Origin of the sequence: Microbispora sp. NBRC 16548, from assembly GCF_030268985.1 — a bacterium.
Taxonomy (GTDB): Bacteria; Actinomycetota; Actinomycetes; order Streptosporangiales; family Streptosporangiaceae; genus Microbispora; species Microbispora catharanthi.
This window is the reverse complement of the sequence record NZ_BSSF01000007.1, coordinates 177204-196873: the sequence shown is the minus strand read 5'-3', so window position 1 is coordinate 196873 and position 19670 is coordinate 177204. Positions and strand designations below refer to the sequence as shown.

17 protein-coding genes and 3 tRNA genes are annotated in these 19670 nt (G+C 70.3%); 8 read left to right on the top strand and 12 right to left on the bottom strand.

Translation table 11 applies throughout. From position 1 onward, the window contains the following. Nucleotide 1 precedes the first annotated feature (1 nt). Complete coding sequence (gene leuC, locus QSK36_RS21070) at nt 2–1387, bottom strand: 3-isopropylmalate dehydratase large subunit (RefSeq protein ID WP_285783600.1); 1386 nt, start codon at nt 1385–1387, stop codon at nt 2–4. A gap of 140 nt (nt 1388–1527) precedes the next feature. On the opposite strand from leuC, the gene QSK36_RS21065 reads away from it, so the two are divergent. The 4 genes from QSK36_RS21065 to QSK36_RS21050 all read left to right on the top strand — a co-directional run bounded on the left by QSK36_RS21065 (nt 1528) and on the right by QSK36_RS21050 (nt 5992). After that, nucleotides 1528–2244 (top strand): IclR family transcriptional regulator, encoded by a 717-nt coding sequence (locus QSK36_RS21065; RefSeq protein ID WP_079312748.1) that lies wholly within the window; start codon nt 1528–1530, stop codon nt 2242–2244. A gap of 37 nt (nt 2245–2281) precedes the next feature. After that, complete coding sequence (locus QSK36_RS21060; protein ID WP_285783599.1) at nt 2282–3985, top strand: hypothetical protein; 1704 nt, start codon at nt 2282–2284, stop codon at nt 3983–3985. Between the two features lie 119 nt (nt 3986–4104). Beyond that, nucleotides 4105–4809, top strand: a complete 705-nt coding sequence (locus QSK36_RS21055) for an MgtC/SapB family protein (RefSeq protein WP_285783796.1) — start codon at nt 4105–4107, stop codon at nt 4807–4809. A gap of 430 nt (nt 4810–5239) precedes the next feature. After that, complete coding sequence (locus QSK36_RS21050) at nt 5240–5992, top strand: AAA family ATPase (protein WP_285783598.1); 753 nt, start codon at nt 5240–5242, stop codon at nt 5990–5992. A gap of 107 nt (nt 5993–6099) precedes the next feature. On the opposite strand, the gene QSK36_RS21045 is transcribed toward QSK36_RS21050, so the two are convergent. The 3 genes from QSK36_RS21045 to QSK36_RS21035 form a co-directional block, all read right to left on the bottom strand. Continuing rightward, nucleotides 6100–6172, bottom strand: a tRNA-Glu gene (locus QSK36_RS21045). A 13-nt stretch (nt 6173–6185) separates the two neighbouring features. Further along, nucleotides 6186–6258: transfer RNA gene (locus tag QSK36_RS21040), tRNA-Glu, on the bottom strand. Nucleotides 6259–6302: 44 nt separating this feature from the next. Then, nucleotides 6303–6374, bottom strand: a tRNA-Gln gene (locus QSK36_RS21035). Nucleotides 6375–6625: 251 nt separating this feature from the next. On the opposite strand from QSK36_RS21035, the gene QSK36_RS21030 reads away from it, so the two are divergent. After that, nucleotides 6626–8608 carry a M3 family metallopeptidase gene (locus QSK36_RS21030; RefSeq protein WP_285783597.1) on the top strand — a complete coding sequence of 661 codons (1983 nt, stop codon included), beginning with the start codon at nt 6626–6628 and terminating at the stop codon, nt 8606–8608. A gap of 3 nt (nt 8609–8611) precedes the next feature. On the opposite strand, the gene QSK36_RS21025 is transcribed toward QSK36_RS21030, so the two are convergent. Continuing rightward, entirely contained in the window at nt 8612–9151 is a 540-nt protein-coding gene (locus QSK36_RS21025; protein WP_183540526.1) for a PadR family transcriptional regulator, read from the bottom strand. A gap of 55 nt (nt 9152–9206) precedes the next feature. Here QSK36_RS21025 and QSK36_RS21020 point away from each other — a divergent pair, with 55 nt between their 5' ends. Further along, entirely contained in the window at nt 9207–10544 is a 1338-nt protein-coding gene (locus QSK36_RS21020; protein WP_285783596.1) for an MATE family efflux transporter, read from the top strand. Here QSK36_RS21020 and gltX read toward each other — a convergent pair. Next, nucleotides 10441–11769, bottom strand: a complete 1329-nt coding sequence (gene gltX, locus QSK36_RS21015; protein WP_220505515.1) for a glutamate--tRNA ligase — start codon at nt 11767–11769, stop codon at nt 10441–10443. The two genes, QSK36_RS21020 and gltX, sit on opposite strands and share 104 nt — an antisense overlap. Nucleotides 11770–11797: 28 nt before the next feature. Beyond that, the gene (locus QSK36_RS21010) at nt 11798–12568 is read right to left on the bottom strand and encodes a fumarylacetoacetate hydrolase family protein (protein WP_183540530.1); all 771 of its coding nucleotides are present in this window, start codon (nt 12566–12568) and stop codon (nt 11798–11800) included. 85 nt (nt 12569–12653) lie between these two features. Here QSK36_RS21010 and QSK36_RS21005 point away from each other — a divergent pair, with 85 nt between their 5' ends. After that, the gene (locus QSK36_RS21005) at nt 12654–13034 is read left to right on the top strand and encodes an antibiotic biosynthesis monooxygenase family protein (RefSeq protein WP_285783595.1); all 381 of its coding nucleotides are present in this window, start codon (nt 12654–12656) and stop codon (nt 13032–13034) included. 72 nt (nt 13035–13106) lie between these two features. Here QSK36_RS21005 and QSK36_RS21000 read toward each other — a convergent pair whose 3' ends face one another. Then, complete coding sequence (locus QSK36_RS21000; RefSeq protein ID WP_183540532.1) at nt 13107–13244, bottom strand: hypothetical protein; 138 nt, start codon at nt 13242–13244, stop codon at nt 13107–13109. Between the two features lie 226 nt (nt 13245–13470). Between QSK36_RS21000 and QSK36_RS20995 the strand changes: the two genes are divergently transcribed. Continuing rightward, on the top strand, nt 13471–15141 hold the full coding sequence (locus QSK36_RS20995; protein ID WP_285783594.1) for a heparinase II/III family protein: 1671 nt from the start codon (nt 13471–13473) through the stop codon (nt 15139–15141). A gap of 31 nt (nt 15142–15172) precedes the next feature. On the opposite strand, the gene QSK36_RS20990 is transcribed toward QSK36_RS20995, so the two are convergent. The 4 genes from QSK36_RS20990 to cimA all read right to left on the bottom strand — a co-directional run bounded on the left by QSK36_RS20990 (nt 15173) and on the right by cimA (nt 19302). Beyond that, nucleotides 15173–15835 (bottom strand): DivIVA domain-containing protein, encoded by a 663-nt coding sequence (locus tag QSK36_RS20990; protein WP_183540537.1) that lies wholly within the window; start codon nt 15833–15835, stop codon nt 15173–15175. Further along, complete coding sequence (locus QSK36_RS20985) at nt 15832–16953, bottom strand: globin domain-containing protein (RefSeq protein ID WP_183540539.1); 1122 nt, start codon at nt 16951–16953, stop codon at nt 15832–15834. Before QSK36_RS20985 ends, QSK36_RS20990 begins: the two co-directional genes overlap by 4 nt. Next, entirely contained in the window at nt 16954–17337 is a 384-nt protein-coding gene (locus QSK36_RS20980; protein WP_183540541.1) for a group I truncated hemoglobin, read from the bottom strand. Nucleotides 17338–17727: 390 nt separating this feature from the next. Continuing rightward, nucleotides 17728–19302 carry a citramalate synthase gene (cimA, locus tag QSK36_RS20975; RefSeq protein ID WP_285783593.1) on the bottom strand — a complete coding sequence of 525 codons (1575 nt, stop codon included), beginning with the start codon at nt 19300–19302 and terminating at the stop codon, nt 17728–17730. Nucleotides 19303–19670 lie beyond the last annotated feature (368 nt).

The following is a 19670-nucleotide window of genomic DNA, read 5'->3' as shown; positions in this document are numbered from 1 at the left end:
ACTAGAGGTCGGCGGGGGCGGTCAGCCGGCCGGTCACCGCGGTCGCGGCCGCAACCTGCGGCGAAACCAGGTGGGTGCGCCCGCCCTTGCCCTGGCGGCCCTCGAAGTTGCGGTTGGAGGTCGAGGCGCTGCGCTCGCCCGGCTTCAGCGTGTCGGGGTTCATGCCCAGGCACATCGAGCAGCCGGCCTCGCGCCACTCGGCCCCGGCCGCCTTGAAGACCTCGTGCAGGCCCTCCTCCTCGGCCGCCTTCTTGACCCCCATGGAGCCCGGGACGATCAGCGTACGGGTGACGACCCTGCGCCCGCGCAGGATCTCGGCGGCGGCGCGCAGGTCCTCGATGCGGCCGTTGGTGCAGGAGCCGACGAAGACGGTGTCCACCTGGATGTCGCGCAGCGGCGTGCCCGCGGCCAGGCCCATGTACTCCAGGGCCCGCTCGGCGGCCGACCGCTCGACCGGGTCGGCGAACTGCTCGGGCGACGGCACGGCGGCGCCGAGCGGCGCGCCCTGGCCCGGGTTGGTGCCCCACGTGACGAACGGCGTCAGGGCCGAGGCGTCGATCTCCACGACCTTGTCGAACTCGGCGTCGTCGTCGGTGCGCAGCGTCTTCCAGTACTCGACGGCCCGGTCCCAGGCCTCGCCGGTGGGCGCGTGGGGACGGCCGCGCAGGTACTCGAACGTGGTCTCGTCGGGGGCGATCATGCCCGCCCGCGCGCCGGCCTCGATCGACATGTTGCAGACGGTCATGCGGCCCTCCATGGAGAGCTTGCGCACGGCCTCGCCCCGGTATTCGACGATGTAGCCCTGGCCGCCGCCGGTGCCGATCTTCGCGATGATCGCGAGGATCAGGTCCTTGGCGGTCACCCCGACCGGCAGCTCGCCCTTGACCTCGATGGCCATCGTCTTGGGCCGGTAGGCGGGCAGCGTCTGGGTGGCCAGTACGTGCTCGACCTCGGAGGTCCCGATGCCGAACGCGATGGCGCCGAACGCCCCGTGGGTCGAGGTGTGCGAGTCGCCGCAGACGATCGTCATGCCGGGCTGGGTGAGGCCGAACTGCGGGCCGATGATGTGCACCACGCCCTGACCGGCGTCGCCCATCGGGTGCAGGCGGATGCCGAACTCCGCGGCGTTCTTGCGCAGCGTCTCCACCTGCGTGCGGGACACCGGGTCGGAGATCGGCCCGAGCACGGTCGGGACGTTGTGGTCCTCGGTGGCGATCGTGAGGTCGGGACGGCGCACGGTGCGGCCGGCCATGCGCAGGCCGTCGAACGCCTGCGGGCTGGTCACCTCGTGGATGAGGTGCAGGTCGATGTAGAGCAGGTCGGGCTCGCCTTCGGCACGGCGTACGACGTGCTGCTCCCAGACTTTCTCAGCCAGTGTGCGACCCATGGTTGTGACGCCTCCTCGCGTTCAGACCCCCGCGGTCGTGTCTCTCATGATGAGACGGAAATATCGGGATATGGACACTGTATCTGCTGATTCCCAACATTGCGTTTGCATCTCGTATGGCGAGACGGCAGTATCGGGGTATGGACAACTCTAGCGGGGTCGGAGTACTCGACAAGGCGGTTCTCGTACTCAACGCCCTGGAGGCGGGCCCCGCTTCCCTGGCACAGCTCGTCCAGGCCACCGGCCTGGCCAGGCCGACGGCTCACCGGCTGGCCGTCGCGCTGGAGCACCACCGCATCGTCTCCCGCGACACGCAGGGCCGGTTCATCCTCGGACCCCGCCTGTCGGAACTGTCCACCGCCGCGGGCGAGGACCGGCTGCTCGCCGTCGCCGGACCGGTGCTCACCCAGCTTCGCGACCTCACCGGGGAGAGCGCTCAACTCTACCGGCGCCAGGGCGACGAGCGGGTCTGCGTGGCCGCCGCCGAGCGCGCCAGCGGACTGCGCGACACCGTGCCGGTCGGCTCCGCGCTGCCCATGACCGCGGGGTCCGCCGCGCAGATCCTGCTCGCCTGGGAGGAGCCCGACCGGCTGCACCGCGGCCTGCGGGGCGCCAAGTTCACCGCCGCCACGCTCGCGAGCGTACGCAGGAGGGGCTGGGCGCACAGCGTCGGCGAGCGCGAGCAGGGCGTGGCGAGCGTCTCCGCGCCCATCCGCGGCGCCGGCGGCAAGGTGATCGCCGCGGTCTCCGTGTCCGGTCCCATAGAGCGGCTGACCCGTACGCCCGGCCGGATGCACGCCGCCCCCGTCGTCGCCGCCGCCGAGCGGATAACCGAAGCCATGCGCCGCGCGAACTGATTGGAGAGCGGTGTCCCGATAGCCCTAGGCTGGCGGGGTGACAGACCGCATCGAGGCAGCCGCCGCTGAACTGCGTCCCCTGCTCCAAGAATTCATCCTCTGGGCGCCGGACAACGCACCCGGCAGCGACCCCGACCTCGTGGGCCCCGTCGCCCTGTGGCATCGCCTGATCGCCCGCAACGACGTCGGGCTGTGGAAGCGCGGCGACCTGCGCACGGTCCTGCTGGAGCGCATGCCCCAGGTTGTCGAGGACCCCGACGCCGCCGCGGACGGCATGATCCCCGCCGTCCGGGCCTACCTGACGTTCCTGTCGTCCACCGGGCGGCTCTCGCCCGGCTCGGCGTCCCTGGAGACCCTGCTCGCGGAGCTGGACGAGGTCGAGGACGACTTCGTGGACGCGATGGAGGACACCATCGCCGAGCGCGACTGGGACGAGGAGGAGGACGAGCTCGACGAGGACGAGACCGACGAGGGCCTCGGCGACTTCGAGCCGTTCGCCGACGAGATCGGCGCCCTGCCCACGATCCGGCTGCGTCCCGACACCGAGCTGGCCGAGGCCGCCCGCCGGGTGACGCTCATCGCGCAGGCCCGCGACCTGGCGCTGTGGGTCGGCACCGGGCGCAAGGTGGGCGAGGAGACACTGCTCACCGAATCCGAGGTGGACGAGGCGGTGCGCACGCTCGGCCTGCCCGACGCGCGCAACATCTGGAACCTGTGGAACCTCGCGATCGACCTGGAGTTCCTCGCCCCCGACGGCGACGACACGGTCAGCGTGGACTCCGACACCGCCGCCTGGCCCTTCGAGGACGACGACGACGTCCTGGACGTCTGGATGCTCGGCCTCCACTCGCTCGACTACGGCGACCCGGAACTGGACGACGACGATCTCACGCTGGCCCTGTCCGGCCTGACCCGCGCGCTGCTGATCCGCGTGCTGCTGGCCGGCGGCACGCGGCCGGTGTCCTCGCTGCGCGAGGAGCTGGCCGAGGCCGCGGCGGAGTACGACGACCTGGGCGCCGACGCCTGGGCCGCGGCCGGCGACCCGCTCGCCTCCGTGCTCGCCTGGCTGACCGGCTACGGCATGGTCACCGTCGAGGGCGACGCGGTGACCCTGACGCCGCTCGGCACGGAGGGCCTCGTCCACCTGCTGGACGACGAGGACATCGAGATCGACGCCCGGCCCGCGATCGACGCCATGACCGCGCTCGACCTGCTGTCGTTCAGCGCCGACATGTCCGAGGAGGAGGCCGACGAGGAGTTCGCCGCCTGGCTCGCCCTGCGCGACCCGGCGCGGGCCGCCTCCGAGCTGCTCGAAGCCGCCGCCGAGGAGGAGGCGGACGCCCTCGTGCGGGTCCAGGCCGCCAGCCTGGTGGGCTCCCTGGGCGAGGCCGCCATCCCCGCCTGGCTGGAGGCGCTGAAGGAGCCCTCGCTGCGGCCGTACGCCGCGACGCACCTGACCCAGATGGACGTCGAGGACGCCCCGGAGCCGACCCAGGCGGACACCCACTGGCTGATTCTCGACATGTGGACGATCTCCGCCGGGCTCGGCCGGCCGGAGTTCGTGTCCAGCCTGCACGACATCGGCCCGGCGCAGACGCTCATCGGGCTGCTCGACGTGATCTGGAAGGTCCACCACCCCCACATCGAGGAGCTGCTGGACCTCATCGGCGAGACCCACCCGGACAAGCAGGTGGTCAAGGCCGCCAAGCGGGCGCTGTTCAAGGCGCGGTCGGGACGCTAGCGGCTCATCGAGGCCGGGACGGCGGCGTCCGCCCCGGCCTCGCCCGCCACTGCGGTCACGACAGGATGACCGAATCGGGCGTGCGGACTTAGTCTGGTCGCGTGACGCCGATCTCACTCATGGTGAGCCCTGTGGCGTGGTGGCAGCCGGCCGTGGACCTCGCCATCGCGCTCGTGTTGTCGGCGGCCATCGGGCTGGAGCGGGAGATCCGGCAGAAGAGCGCCGGGCTCCGCACCCACACGCTGGTGGGGTTCGGCGCCGCGTTGTTCATGCTCGTGTCCAAGTACGGATTCTCCGACGTCCTCGGCGACTCCGTGGCGCTCGATCCGTCGCGGGTGGCGGCCCAGATCGTCTCCGGCATCGGTTTCATCGGCGGCGGGCTGATCTTCGTACGCCGCGACGCGGTCAAGGGGCTGACCACCGCCGCCGCCGTGTGGCTCACCGCCGGAGTCGGCATGGCCGCGGGAGCGGGCCTGTGGCAGCTGGCCGTCCTGGCCACGGTGGGGAACTTCGTCGTGATGCTGGGGCTCACCCCGCTGGCCGCCCGGCTCCCCCACTCCAAGCACGCCCAGTCGCGGCTGCGCCTGTCGTACACGGACGGCCGGGGCGTGCTGCGCCAGGCCCTGGCCGAGTGCACGGCCCGCCGTTTCGTGGTCGACGAGCTGTCGCTGGAGCAGCCCGGCCGGGGCCAGGACACCGGCACGGTCATGGTCACCCTGCTGATCCACGGCCCGGGCTCGATCGGGGACCTCACGAGCAGGCTGGCCGAGATAGAGGGCGTGCTCATCGTCTCCTGCGACGACGCCAACGCCCAGCACCTCTAGAGGATTCGCAAGCAGCTTCAGGCGGCCGGCGCGGCGAGCGCCTCGGCCCGGGCCCGGCTGACGGCTGTGCAACCCTGATGAGAACTGCCAGCCGAACAAGTGCCGGCCCACCTCTCAGGAGGCCACACACCCTCATGACGAGCCACAAACACCCGCGCTCGGGTCAGCGCGCGTTCTTGCGCCGCATCCTGGACGAGGGCGCGGAGTCGCTCGGCGTCGCTGTTTTCGGCCGGTTTGACCGCACCGTCGGATCGGCCGCCCCAGCGGGTGGCGGCCGATTCCGGCTCCGCGCCACCGCGGAACACCACTGGGCCCATGGCGAGGCGTGGACAGGTAACCCGGACGCAGCCGCGATCCTGGAGCGCCTCTTCGGCCGAGCACTTGATCTACCCGCCCAGCGAACGCGTGTTCGGGCCTCGCGGAGCCGGTCATGTTGATCACCCGCCTGACCGTGCCGCCACCCCATCCGAACCGGTGGCCGTTCACCATCCCCGCCGTCCACCGCCTCACGAACGGGCTCGACATCACCGCCCCCGTGACGTTCCTCGTCGGCGAGAACGGCTCGGGGAAGTCCACGCTCGTCGAGGCCGTCGCCGACGTCTGCGGTATCAACGCCGAAGGTGGCAAGGCCGGCACCCGGTACGCCTCAACCGGGGAGGCGACGCCGCTCGGCCAGGCCCTGCGTGCCGAGTTCACCCCCGCGGGGCTGCGCCTCATACGTGGCCCCCGCACGAAGCGGCGGGCGTTCTTCTTCCGTGCTGAGACGCTGTTCAACCTCGGGCAGAACGTGTCCGGCCTACACGGGTTCTGGGAGGAGGACCTGACCGAGCAGTCGCACGGCGAGGGCTTCTTCACCGTGCTGGACCGCATGGTCGCCGGGCCCGGCCTGTATCTGATGGATGAGCCGGAAGCTGCGCTGTCGTTCACCTCGTGTCTGCGCCTCGTCGCTCTGATGGACCGCGTGGCCCACGAGGGCGGGCAGATCATCTGTGCCACGCACTCGCCGATCTTGGCCAGTCTCCCGGGCGCGCAGATCCTCGAACTGGACGACGACGGGATCCACTGTGTCGTGTGGAAGGAACTCCACCTGGTGGACCACTGGCGGCGGTTCCTGGAGACGCCTGACGCCTATCTGCGGCACGTGCTCGACCGCGACGCGACGCGGCGCCGGGAGTTGCCGTAGAGCCCGGGCCGGAGTCGCGCCCGCGCAGCGGGCCATGAGCAGGGCGCGGCGTCCACGTAACGGCGAAAACCCCCGGCACGGGGAAGTGCCGAGGGTTCTCGATGATGTAGCCCCGACCGGATTCGAACCGGCGCTACCGCCTTGAGAGGGCGGCGTCCTAGGCCACTAGACGACGGAGCCGAGTGCAGTGAAGTAGTCCCGAGCGGATTCGAACCGCCGTTACCGCCTTGAGAGGGCGGCGTCCTAGGCCACTAGACGACGGGACCTTGCACTGCGCTGTTTCCAGCAGAATCCCTTGGGGGGGATCCAGCTGGGGTACCAGGACTCGAACCTAGACTAACGGAGCCAGAATCCGTCGGGCTGCCAATTACCCCATACCCCATCTGCTTGCGGGGGCCTCGCGGCTCCCGCTTGCGACTCCGAAAGAATAGCCCAGCTTGCGACCCACTACCAAAACGATTGCGGCGCGCCTCGCGATCTCTTGATCCGATCCCCCGCGCGAAGGGTCCGATCCTCCCGTACGGAGGGCGTCGATCCTCCCGTACGGAGGGCGTCGGTCCTCCTGCGCGCAGGGTCGGGTCCTCCTGTGCGAGGCTGGGACAAACGCCCGCACCACGTGAGGAGCCGCCAGCCATGACCTCGGCCGCGAACCCCTTCCTCAGCCCGAGCACCCTGCCCTACGGGCTGCCCCCCTTCCAGGAGATCAGGGAGGAGCACTACGCGCCGGCGTTCGAGCAGGGCATGGCCGAGCAGATCGCGGAGGTCGAGGCGATCGCCGAGAACCCGGAGCCTGCGACCTTCGAGAACACCATCGAGGCGCTGGAGAGGTCCGGCGCACTGCTCGAACGGGTCTCCGCGGTGTTCTTCAACCAGGCGTCCTCCGACACGACGCCCGGCGTCCAGGAGATCCAGAAGGACGTCACGCCGAAGCTCGCCAAGCACGCCGACGCGATCCACCTCAACGCCAAGCTCTTCGCGCGCATCCAGGCGGTCGAGGCGGCCGACGAGGAGCAGCGGTGGCTGCTGAAGCGCTACCTCACCGACTTCACCCGTGCGGGCGCCACGCTGGGCCCGCAGGACCAGGCCCGGCTCAGGGAGATCAACGAGCGGCTGTCGGCCCTGGGGACGGCGTTCCAGCAGAACCTGCTCGCCGACACCAACGAGCGGGCGGTCGTGGTCGAGGACGTGGCCGAACTCGACGGGCTGTCTCAGGACGCGATCCAGGGGCTCGCCGACCAGGCCAGGGAGCGCGGGCTGGACGGCAAGTATCTGATCACGCTGGTCCTGCCCACCGGGCAGCCCACCCTGGCCGAGCTGACCAACCGGTCCCTGCGTGAGCGGATCCACCGGGCCTCGGTCGGGCGGGGCGCGGGGAACGCCGAACTGATCAAGGAGATCGCGGTCCTGCGCCGGGAGCGCGCACGGCTGCTGGGCTACGAGAACCACGCGGAGTACGTCCTGGCCGACCAGACGGCGGGCACGACCCGGGCGGTCACCGAGATGCTCGACCGGCTCGTGCCGCCCGCCGTCGCCAACGCGCGCAAGGAGCAGGCGGACCTGGAGGAGATCGCCGGCCACCCGATCCAGCCGTGGGACTGGGCGTTCTACTCCGAGAAGGTGCGCAAGGCCCGCTACGACATCGACAGCCGGCGCATGCGGCCGTACTTCGAGCTGAACACGGTGCTGGAGAAGGGCGTCTTCAACGCGGCGTCACGCCTGTACGGCGTCACCTTCCACGAGCGCTCCGACCTGCACGGCTACCACCCCGAAGTGCGGGTCTTCGAGGTGCGCGACGAGGACGGCTCCCCGCTGGGCCTGTTCCTCGGCGACTTCCACGCCAGGGCCTCCAAGCGGGGCGGGGCGTGGATGAACAGCCTGGTGAAGCAGTCGGGCCTGGAGGACACCAGGCCGGTGGTGGTCAACAACCTCAACATCGTCAAGGCCGAGCCGACCCTGATGACGTTCGACGAGGTCAACACCATGTTCCACGAGTTCGGGCACGCGCTGCACGGGTTGTTCTCCGACGTGCGCCACCCCCGCTTCTCCGGCACGGCCGTGCCGCGCGACTTCGTCGAGTACCCCTCCCAGGTGAACGAGATGTGGGCGACCCATCCGGAGATCCTGGCCGAGTACGCCAGGCACCACGAGACGGGCGAGCCGATGCCGCAGGACCTCGTCGACCGGATGCTGGAGACGCAGAAGTTCAACCAGGGCTTCGCCACGCTGGAGTATCTGGCCGCCACCCTGCTCGACTGGGCCTGGCACACGGTCTACGACGGCGAGGAGGGCGTGGAGGAGTTCGAGAGGCGGGCGCTGCGGGAGGCCGGGGTGGACCTGCCGGCCGTCCCGCCGCGGTACCGCAGCATGTACTTCGCCCACATCTGGGCGAGCGGCTACAGCGCCGGCTACTACTCCTACATCTGGAGCGAGGTCCTCGACGCCGACACCGTCGAGTGGTTCAACGAGAACGGCGGGCTGCGCCGGGAGAACGGCGACACCTTCCGCCGGGCCCTGCTGTCCCGGGGCGGCAGCGTCGACTCGATGACGGCGTTCCGCGACTTCCGCGGCCGCGACCCGGAGATCACTCCCCTGCTGGACCGCCGCGGGCTGCTGTGACGGTCACGACCCGGTGAGCGCGGAGATGGCCTGCCTGAGCCAGTCCTTCTCCGCGGCGGTCACGGCCCGGGCGACGAGCATCATGCCGCGGCGGAAGGGATCGGGCGTCTCCTCGGCCCTGAGAGGCCTTCCGCCGCGGTAGAAGAAGCTCGCCGGCGTCTCCAGGAAGGCCAGCCGCCGGCGCAGCACCGTCGCCTGGTCCTCGGCGTCGGGCAGCCGGGACAGGAACGCCAGCAACGTGAAGAACCTCGCCTGGTCGCTGATCTCGACGTCCGACGGCTCACGCAGCCGCCTGAGCAGCTCCTCCCGGCCCCGCGCGGTGATCGAGAGCACCTGGCGCCGGGCGGCTCCGGAGCCCTCCTCCTCGTGCCGTTCCAGGAGGCCGGCGGCCTCCATCCGGGCGATCGCCGGGTAGAGCGCGCCGTCGCTGACCGGCCGGACGTGCCCGCTCAGCCCGGCGATCCGCTGCTTGAGCTCGTATCCGTGCATGGACTCCTCGTCCAGGAAACCGAGGATCGTCAGCGCCAGGTCACCGCTTGCCACGGCGGCATCGTATCGTTATACCTCTAATCGATATAGCTCGATTCGAGGTGAACGCATGGGTCTGATCAGGCTCGCCCTGCCTGTCTACGTCGAACTCCTGACGGCCGTCGCGGCCGTCGGCCTGATCGACACGCTGTGGGTGTCCGGCCTCGGCAGCGAAGCCGTCGCCGCGGTCACGGTCGCCACCACGACCGAGAACCTGGCCCTCGGCGTGATCCTCTGTGTCGGGACGGGCACGACGGTCCTGATCGGACGGCGCGACGGTCGTGCCCCGCTGGCCCCGGTCATTCGTACGGCCTGGCTGCTGCTGGGCGTTTTCGCCGTGGCCGTGGCGGTGCCCGGCGTGCTGCTGCGCGAGCCGGTCGCCCGCCTGTTCACCGACGATCCCGTCACGGTGGGGCTGACCGCGGGCTACTACGCGGTGGCGTTCGCGGGGATCCCCGTCTTCTTCGCCCAGAACCTCGTCGACGGGATCTTCAAGGGCCTCGGCGACACTCGGACGCCGATGCGGGCGGCCCTGCTGTGCAACGTCCTGGTGATCGGCCTGGACCCGCTGCTGATCTACGGGCTCGGCCTGGGCGTCCGGGGAGCCGCGCTGGCCACGGTGGCGGCCCGCCTGGCCACGCTGACCGTGTCCGCCCTCCTGCTCGCCCGGCGGCTGCCCGCGGGGAGGGGGGCGGAGAAGGTCTCGGCGAACCGCGCGGACGCGGCGGCGATCCTGCGCACCGGGCTGCCCATGTCCGGCGACTTCCTCGCGCGCGCCCTGGTGGGCATGGCGCTCGCCGGCATCGTCGGCCGGCACGGCGTGGCCGCGCTCGCCGGCTACGGCATCGGCCTGAAGATCATGATGGCCGGTGTGATGTCCTTCTACGCCCTCCGCCAGGCGGCGATGATCCGCACCTCGCGCGCCGGCGAGGCGGACGGCCCGTCTTCACGGCGCGATCACGCCGTTCCCGTGTTGCGGTACGGACTGGCCGCGGGGCTGGCCGCCTCGCTCGTGCTGAACGCGCTCGCTCCGGCGGCCGTGGGCCCGTTCACCGCCGACCCCGCGGTGGCCGCGCAGGCCGTGTGGTTCCTGCGCTGCATGCCGCTCTACCTCGTGCCCTTCGGCGGCCTGATCGCCGTCGGGGGCGTCCTGCAGGCCGGCGGGCGGGGCGCCGGCCTGCTCGCGGCGACGCTGGCGGGCTTCGCCGTCCAGTTGCCGCTGGCCTTCCTGCTCGGCTCCCGGATGGGACCCACAGGGGTCTGGCTGGCCATGGCCGCCGGCGCCGCGCTGTCGCTCGGCCTGCTCAGGCCAGCCTGGCGAGGGCCGCGCGCACCCGGTCGAGCGAGCGCTCGCGGCCGAGCACCTCGATCGACTCGAACAGCGGCAGGCCCACGGTCCGGCCGGTGATCGCCACGCGGACGGGCGCCTGCGCCTTGCCGAGCTTGAGCCCGTGGGCGAGGCCGACCTCCTCCAGGGCGGTCTTGAGCGAGTCGGGGTCCCAGCTGACCGTCTCCAGCCGCTCGGCGTATCCGGCCAGGATCTCGGCCGCCCCCGCCTTCATCGCCTTGTCCCAGGACGCCTGGTCGAAGACGGGCTCGTCGAGGAACAGGAAGTCGACGTTGGCGGTGACCTCGGACAGCACGGCGACCCGGGTCTGCACCAGGTCGGCCACACGGTCGAACACCGAGCGGTCCCAGGACGGGTCGAGCCACGGCTCGCAGCGGGCGACGAACACCTCGCGGGGCAGCGCCCGGATGTACTCGCCGTTGAAGGCCCGCAGCTTCTTCTCGTCGAAGAACGCCGGCGCCTGGTTCACGTCCTCCAACCGGAACAGCGGCATCATCTCCGACCACGGCATGATCTCGCGGTCGTCTCCGGGCCCCCAGCCGAGCAGCATGAGGTAGTTGACCATCGCCTCGGCGAGGTAGCCCTCGTCGCGGTAGGACTCCAGGGCGACCTTGTCGCGGCGCTTGGACAGCTTCTGCCGCTTCTCGTTGACGATCACCGGCACGTGCGCCCAGACCGGCGGCTCCGCGCCGAGCGCCCTCCACAGAAGCTGCTGCTTGGGCGTGTTCGACAGGTGCTCCTCGGCCCGTACGACATGGCTGATCCGCATCTCCATGTCGTCCACGACGTTGGCGAGGATGAACAGCGGCGAGCCGTCCCCGCGGACGATGACGAAGTCCTCCATCGCCGAGTTGGGGAACTCCACCCGCCCGCGGACCTTGTCGTCCACGACCGTCACGCCCTCGTCGGGCGTACGGAACCGCACGGCGCCCTCGGTCAGGCCGCGGTCGCGGCAGTGGCCGTCGTAGCCCTGGTGCTCCGAGCCGGTCCTGGCCTTCACGTCGTCGCGCGTGCAGGTGCAGTGATAGGCCTTGCCGTCCTTGAGCAGCTTGGTCGCGGCGTCGCGGTGCTGCTGCTCGTAGGCGGACTGGAAGTAGGGCCCCTCGAAGTGCGGCGAGTCGCCGTTGATGCCGATCCAGGCGAGGGCCGAGATGATGCCCTCGGTCCACTCGGGCCGGTTGCGTGCCGCGTCCGTGTCCTCGATGCGGAGCACGAATGTGCCGCCGGACTGCTCGGCGATCGCCCAGTTGAACAGCGCCGAGCGGGCGCCGCCGACGTGGAACATGCCGGTGGGCGAAGGGGCGAAGCGCACCCTAGTCACGTGAGATCACCCGGTTAGTGAGAGTTCCGATTCCTTCGATGGAGACGCCGACCTCGTCGCCCACGGACATCGGGCCCACCCCGGCGGGCGTGCCGGTCAGGATGACGTCGCCGGGCAGCAGGGTCATGACCGCGCTCACGTACGCGATGAGCGCGGGGATGTCGTGCAGCAGGAGGGAGGTGCGGGCGCTCTGCCTGACCTCGCCGTTGAGCGTGGTGGTGATCGCCAGGTCGGCCGGGTCGAGGTCGGTCTCGATCCAGGGGCCCAGCGGGCAGAACGTGTCGAAGCCCTTGGCTCTGGCCCACTGGCCGTCCTTGGCCTGCAGGTCGCGTGCGGTCACGTCGTTGGCGCAGGTGTATCCGAAGATCACCTCACCCGCGCGCTCGGCGGGGACGTCGCGGCACAGCCGGCCGATCACCACGGCCAGCTCACCCTCGTAGTCGACCCGCTCCGACAGCTTCCCCGGGTACGCGATCGCCTCCGACGGCCCGATCACGGTCGTGCTGGGCTTGAGGAACACGACCGGCTCCGCCGGGGGCTCGCCGCCCATCTCCCTGGCGTGGTCGGCGTAGTTCTTGCCGATAGCGATGATCTTGCTGGGCAGCATGGGGGCGATCAGGCGGACCTCGGCCACCGGGAACCGCTCGCCGGTGAACTCCACCCCGTGGAAGGGGTGGCCGCCGACGCGGGCGATGACCTGCCCGCCCTCTTCCACCACGCCGAAGGCGACCTGGTCGCCCATCGAGAACCTCGCGATACGCACGTCACGAGCCTAGTGCCGCCCCGTGGCCGGGCGTACGTAAGGTGGTCTGGTATCAGCTGGGTTGTCGAGCGCTACGGGAGTCGATGTGCCTTCGGTCGTGAAGATCAACGTGCTGACGGTGCCCGAGGAGATGCGGCGCGAACTGGAGAAGCGGTTCGCCGGCCGGGCCGGGATGGTGGAGGCGGCCGACGGGTTCGAGTGGTTCGAGCTGTTGCGGCCGGTGGAGGGCAGCGACCGCTACCTCGTCTACACGCGCTGGCGCAGCGAGGAGGACTTCCGGCGCTGGCAGGAGAGCCGGGCGTTCCAGGCGGGACACGCGCAGGCCGCCGCACAGGCCGCCTCACAGGCCCACGGACACGGGCAGGGCCAGGGACACGGACACGGGCAGGGCGGGCCGGCCGCGACCGACTCCGAGCTGTGGACCTTCGAGGTCGTGGAGAGCACCGGGCCCAAGCAGGACGGCTGAGCCGGGCCCGTCGACCTCTGAACGCCTCCGGTCACGCGCGACCGGAGGCGTTCAGGCGTCCGAGGGGGCCGTTCAGGCGTCGAGCGGGTTGGCGGCGATCCGGGCGCCGATGCCCCCGGTGACGGAGCAGGCCGCCGCGCAGCCCGGCTTGCGCCGCGCCTGCTCCTCGACGGCGGCCAGGAACTCGCCCGGGCGTACCCGGCGCCCCACAGATACGACCTGATCGAGTGGTTGAGCAGCGCGGGCGGGCGGAAGCGGGTGGCGACGGCGAGCGCGGCCGGGGCCGGTGCGGTCGGCGCGGCGGCGTTCACCGCGACTGACAAGCCGGATGGTTGTTGGTGAGCAGTTGTGCACTTGTAACCAGAGTGACTTGACCAGATCACCAGAAATCGGACAGCATGAGCGGCTCCCAATTCGATCTCGGAAGGAACCGGGCGTGTTCCGCCGCCTCTCAGCCCTCTCCCTGATGGCCGTTCTCCCGCTGACCGCGCTCACCGTGGCCTCTCCCGCCCAGGCGCGGGCCCCGCACCGCACACCGGAGTGCCAGGGGGACTGGCTGCCCGCCACTCCCACCTCCGGTGACGTCATGAGCGGCAAGCTGTCCTTCCTCGGCATGCCCGCGGTCACGGTCGGCAAGGACGTCAACTGGCGCTTGGACCCGTACAAGAACAGGTCCTGGCAGATGGTGTTCCAGTCGCTGCGGTGGATGGGCCGGCTCGTGGCCGACTACGAGGCGACCGGCGAGGAGGACTACCTCGGCCGGGCCGTGGAGATCGCCAAGGACTGGGTCGAGGACAACCCGTACGGCGGGCGCACGACCAGCCCGTACGCCTGGGCCGAGCACCCGATCGCGCTGCGCGCCCCGGCCCTGGTGTGCCTGAGCAGGTACGTGAAGGCCGACTGGCTGAAGAACAGCCTGGCCCTGCACGCGAAGCTGCTGTCGAACCCCAAGAACTACGAGCTCGGCCACAACCACGGGCTCGACCAGGACATCGGCCTGCTGCGCATCGGCTGCCGCTACGGGAACCCGAAGTGGAAGAACCTCGCCGTGAGCCGCATGGTGAAGTCGATGAAGCTCGACATCGACGGGCAGGGCGCGCTGCGCGAGCAGGCGCCGCGTTACGCCATCTACGTGCACGACCGGCTCAGGGTGGCGGTCGACACGATCAAGGACTGCAGGATTAAGGTCCCCGCGGCGCTGGCCACCCGCTGGGAGAGCCTGCCGCGGCACATCAGCGCCGCCACCCAGCCCAACGGCTACATGGTGCCGATCGGCGACGGGCCCGCCGACGTCCAGCCGGCCGCCTTCGACCACGCCGACTCGACCGTGCAGGTCTTCAACGCCGGATACGTCTTCGGCCGCACCGCCTGGAACGACCCCAAGTCGGCCTACTACTCGATCCGGTTCGGGCCGGCGCTGAAGTTCCACGGCCACGAGGACCACATGGGCGTGACCTACTACGCCCAGGGCCGCTCGATCCTCACCGAGGCGGGCTTCGTCTCGTACGAGAACACGCCCTACCGGCGGTGGACGCTGGGCCCGGAGGCCCACAACGTGCCGATCCTCGTGGGCAGGAAGTTCCGCGGGCACACCCCCACGGCGCTGGTGTCCAAGTCCGTGCACAAGGACCGGCAGTCGTTCACGTTCACCGACAGGGCGTACGGCGTGCCGCGCAGGCGGTCGGTGATGGTGAACCACCGCGAGGACGTGATGGCGGTGCTCGACAGCGGCGGCGGGAAGCTCCAGAACCTGTGGCACCTCGATCCCGGGCTGAAGGTCGTGTCCGACTCGGGCGGGCAGGTCGTGGTGGGCGACGGCGAGTGGAAGGCGTCGATCGTCCAGCTCGCGATGCCGTCGTGCAAGCCCGTCGGCGGCCAGCGGGTGGTGCGCGGGCAGACCTCGCCCTACCAGGGCTGGGTCTCGCCGGGTTACATGCGCAAGGAGCCGGCTCCGGTGATCGTCTCGCCCGTGGCGGAGTCGTTGCTGACCGTGGTGGTGCCCGGCACCGACCGGCCGGAGGTCAGCTGCTCAGGACGCACTCTGACCGTTCACACCCCGGCCGGTTCGGTCACGCTTCGGGCGAGCTCTTCCGGCACGCTGTCGTAACCTCCTCCCCCGATAGGAGGGTGGCGGGCGGTTATCCGTACACCGACGGAGAGCCGCCCGGCAGGGAGCCGCCTGCCAGTTGCTTGGCCTGGTCCGGCACATGGCCGAGCTTGTCGACCTCGTGGGCCAGTCCCTCCAGGACGGCCCGCAACTGCACCTGCGTGACGTCCGCGAACGTACGCAGGTAGGCGATCCTGCGCTCCAGTTCCTCGGCCTCGGCGCTCTGCAGCCCGTTGCCCGAGGCGCGGTAGGCGCCGACCGCCTGGTTGGCGGCCTCCTCCGCCTGCCGCTGCGCCTCCATCAGGAGTTCCTCGTACTGCTGGCGGGCCTGGCTCACGATGCGCCGCGCGTAGTCCTCCGCCTCAGCGATCTGGGCGTCGGCGGTCTGCTGGGCGCGGGACAGGATGTTGATGGCGTCGACGTTCAGGGTCTGGGCAGCGGCGGCCTGTTCCGGGTTCATGCCGTGTTCCTTGTACCACTGCTTCATGCGGTCGATGTACGCCCGCAGGTCGGCCTTCTCCTTGTCGCTGGCCGCCATGTCCTCCGCGACGCGGTAGAGGAACGTGCGCACCTCGTCCTCGCTGTAGCCGCGGCGCCCGAGCGATGTGCGGGTGAACTCCTGCTTGCGTACGCGATCCGGGGTGAGGGGCTGGCGCTCGCCCGCCGGGCTTCCCCAAGGCGTCTCTGTCGTCATGACTCCCGGCCCTTGTCACTCGTGAACTCGTCGAAGTGGATCTGCTCGGTGGGCACGCCGGCGTCAAGCAGCCGTCCGACGGTGGCCTGCGCCATCTCCTCCGAGCCGCAGACGTAGACGTGCTGGCCACGCCATCCCTGCAACGCCACGTCCACTGCGTAGCCGCGGGTGCCCCGATAGAAGGGGTCGTGGGAGACGACCGGCACGACGTTGAGCCAGGGGTGCTCGGCGGCCATCTTGGCCAGCGCCTCGTAGTCGTACAGTTCCCTGGAGTTCCGGGCGCCGACGACGAGGTCCACCCGGCGCGTCGGGCCCTCGTAGGCGATCTGCTCCACGAGCGCCTTGAGCGGCGCGAGGCCGGTGCCGCCCCCGATCATGAGCAGGTCGCCCTGGACGTCCGGGGTGAGCGTCAGCCGTTCCCCCACCGCCGCGCCCACGCGCAGCATGTCGCCCCGCCGCGCGCCCATGACGAGCGCGGAGCTGAGCACGCCGCCGTCGACCATGCGTACGTGCAGGTCGATGGTGTTGTCCTGGCGCGGTGCGTTGGCGAACGAGTAGAACCGCCAGACGCGCGGGCGCATGGCGTAGGAGATCGACGCCGACTGACCCGGGCGGAAGGGGTACTGGTAGTTCACCCGGGCGCGGATGACGGCGATGCCGAGGGTACGCATCTCGTGGCCGACGATCTCGGCCTCCCACCAGGGCGGAGAGGTCTTCGACGCGTCGTTGGCGGCCTCGACCATCACCTGGGCGACCAGGTTGTACGCCTGCGTCCAGTCGTGCGCGAGCTGAGGAGTCCACCGGTCACCCAGGAAGTGCTCGAGCGTGGCGAGCAGCGCCTGGCCGACGGCGGGGTAGTGCGTCGCGGTCACCGCGAACTTGCGATGGTCGCGGCCGAGCTGCTGCAGGACCGGGACGACTTCCTCGATCCGGTCGACGTTGCTGATGACGCGTCCCAGTGCGCCTACGAGCTTGTCACGCTGGCGCGCCATCGACACCGGGAACATGTCCCGCACGTCCGGGTTCATCAGGAAAAGAACCGAGTAGAAGTACAGCGGCACCTGGTCGCCCGATCGGGAAACGAGGTGCCAGCTGTCCTTGAGAGCCTGCGTATCCACTCAGTCGGCCGTTTCCGCGGGCTCGGCGACGATGGACGACTTCACCTTGCCGAGGACGAGACCGACGTCGCGCAGGATGTCCTCGCCGACGCCGGCGGCCTCCAGGACCGCGAACAGGTGCTCGCCCACCTTGTCGTAGTGCTGCGACGTGACGCCCATGCCGGCGTGGGCCTCGCCCAGGTCACGGCCCTCGTACGGCTCGGGGCCGCCGAGGACCGAGCACAGCAGCATGACCATGTGCCGCTTCAGCCTGGGCATGTCGATACCGGTGAAGTACGGCTTCAGATCGTCGTCGCCGAGCACGCGCTCATAGAAGCGCTCGACGACGTCGCGCACCACTGGTGCGCCGCCGATCTGGTCATAGTAAGACGGCGAGGTGATCACAGACCCTCCCATTCCGGGTGCACCAGCGAGGGGGATGACTGGGGGCCGAAAGTTTTCGAACTCCACACAGTCACGCGGCTGGTCATGGTGACAGACGATCGCTCGGCTCCCACGGCGTCGGCCGCCTCCGATAGAACGATCAGAAGCCGGCGGCAGGCACCGCGACAGCACGGGGTTCAGTGCGCAGATACTTCTTGCCTTCACCCTCCGTTGAGCCAGAGCGGGGCGCTGAGGCTGGAACCGCGGTCGGGATCGCCGATCGTGGCGAAGACCGCCTCAGGAGCTTCGCCTATCTAAGCACCAACTAGACTAAATGTCACTAAAACCACAGTATCCACGAGCGCAACGTGAGCACCACTCGTACCAGTCCCCGGAGGGCTCGGCGGCTGGTCAGGCGCTGTGTCCCGCCCGCAGCAGGCCGTACGTCACCGCCTGCTCAAGAGCCTGCCACGACGCCTCGATGATGTTCTCGCCCACCCCGACCGTGGCCCACTCGCCGGTCGCGTCGCTCGACGTGATCAGCACTCGGGTCACCGCGTCCGTGCCGTGCGTGCCCTCCAGGATCCGGACCTTGAAGTCGATGAGCTCGACCCCGGCCAGCTCGGGGTAGAGCTTCTCCAGCGCCAGCCGCACCGCCCTGTCGAGCGCGTTGACCGGGCCGTTGCCCTCGCCGGTCGCGATGATCCGCTCGCCCTTCGCGTGGAGCTTGACGGTCGCCTCGCTGACCACGTCGCCGCCGGGACGGCGCTCGACGATCACCCGCCACGACTCGACCGTGAAGTAACGCCGGTGCTCGCCGTCGACCGTGTCGCGCAGCAGCAACTCGAACGACGCGTCGGCCGCCTCGAACGTGTGCCCCCTGGCCTCCAGGTCCTTGACCCGCTCGACCAGCTGCCTGGACTGCTCGCCGGTGAGCTCGTAGCCCAGCTCGCGGCCCTTCAGCTCCACCGAGGCGCGGCCGGCCATGTCGGAGACCAGCATGCGCATGTCGTTGCCGACCTCGGCGGGGTCGATGTGCTGGTAGAGGTTCGGGTCCACCTTGATCGCCGACGCGTGCAGGCCCGCCTTGTGCGCGAAGGCCGACGTCCCGACGTACGGCTGGTGGGAGTTCGGCGTGACATTGGTGACCTCGGTGATCGCGTGGGCGATGCGGGTCATCTCACGCAGCGACTGCGGCGGCACGAGGTCGAATCCCCGCTTGAGCTGGAGGTTGGCCACCACCGTGAACAGGTTGGCGTTGCCGGAGCGCTCGCCGTACCCGTTGGCGCAGCCCTGCACGTGCGTGGCGCCGGCCTTCACCGCGGCCAGCGTGTTGGCGACCGCGCAGCCGGTGTCGTCGTGGCAGTGGATGCCGATGCGGGCTCCGGTGCCGGCCGCCTCGTGCACCACGTCGGCCAGCTCGTCGGGGAGCATGCCGCCGTTGGTGTCGCACAGCGCGACCACCGACGCCCCGGCCTCCGCGGCCGTGCGCAGCACCTCCAGCGCGTACGCGGGGTTGGAGCGGTAGCCGTCGAAGAAGTGCTCGGCGTCGAGGAAGACGCGCCGGCCCTCCGCGGTCAGGTGGGAGACCGTGTCGCGGATCATCGCGAGGTTCTCCTCCAGCGTGGTGCGGAGGGCCAGCTCCACGTGGCGGTCGTGGCTCTTGGCCACGAGCGTCACGATCGGCGCGCCGGATTCGCGCAGCGCGGCCACCAGGGGGTCGTCGGCGGCCTTCACGCCCGCCCGGCGGGTCGCGCCGAACGCGGCGAGCTGCGCGTGCTTCAGGTCGAGCTCGGTCTGAGCCCGCCGGAAGAACTCGGTGTCCTTGGGGTTCGCGCCCGGCCAGCCGCCCTCGATGAAGCCGACGCCGAGGCCGTCCAGGTGACGTGCGATGGCCAGCTTGTCGGCGACCGTGAGGTTCAGCCCCTCCTGCTGGGCGCCGTCGCGGAGCGTCGTGTCGTACACGTGGAAACGATCGTCGGCCATCTCTGTGTCTCCTTCGCGGGGTTGCGTCTCGCCGCGCGCTATCGGCCCCAACCGAAAAGGCCGCTCAAACAAAAAGACCCCTCACGGACGTGAGAGGTCTGCGCGCCGGCGATGTCCTTTAACCGGCGCGCCTGCCGATAATGAGCAGACCGTAGTACATGGTGCTGAGCAGTTTGCCACAGCCGGTCACCCTCTGGCACATCGATCTCATAGTACGAGATGTCCGGGAGTGTTCGCGCAGGTCACAGCGGCCACGACCGAATGCGACGACCAGGAGGGGCGCCACCGGACCGGCCGTCCGGGCGTACGCGGCGGCGTACCCGCCCGCCGCCCGGCGGCCTGCTCGGCGACGGATCACCCTGCGGACC

Coding starts and splice junctions, on each gene's coding strand:
- QSK36_RS20990 (WP_183540537.1), bottom strand. CDS start 15,835: ATGACGACAGAGACGCCTTGGGGAAGCCCGGCGGGCGAGCGCCAGCCC.
- QSK36_RS21020 (WP_285783596.1), top strand. CDS start 9,207: ATGGGTCTGATCAGGCTCGCCCTGCCTGTCTACGTCGAACTCCTGACG.
- gltX (WP_220505515.1), bottom strand. CDS start 11,769: ATGTTCCACGTCGGCGGCGCCCGCTCGGCGCTGTTCAACTGGGCGATC.
- QSK36_RS21065 (WP_079312748.1), top strand. CDS start 1,528: ATGGACAACTCTAGCGGGGTCGGAGTACTCGACAAGGCGGTTCTCGTA.
- leuC (WP_285783600.1), bottom strand. CDS start 1,387: ATGGGTCGCACACTGGCTGAGAAAGTCTGGGAGCAGCACGTCGTACGC.
- QSK36_RS21055 (WP_285783796.1), top strand. CDS start 4,105: ATGGTGAGCCCTGTGGCGTGGTGGCAGCCGGCCGTGGACCTCGCCATC.
- QSK36_RS21030 (WP_285783597.1), top strand. CDS start 6,626: ATGACCTCGGCCGCGAACCCCTTCCTCAGCCCGAGCACCCTGCCCTAC.
- cimA (WP_285783593.1), bottom strand. CDS start 19,302: ATGGCCGACGATCGTTTCCACGTGTACGACACGACGCTCCGCGACGGC.
- QSK36_RS21050 (WP_285783598.1), top strand. CDS start 5,240: ATGTTGATCACCCGCCTGACCGTGCCGCCACCCCATCCGAACCGGTGG.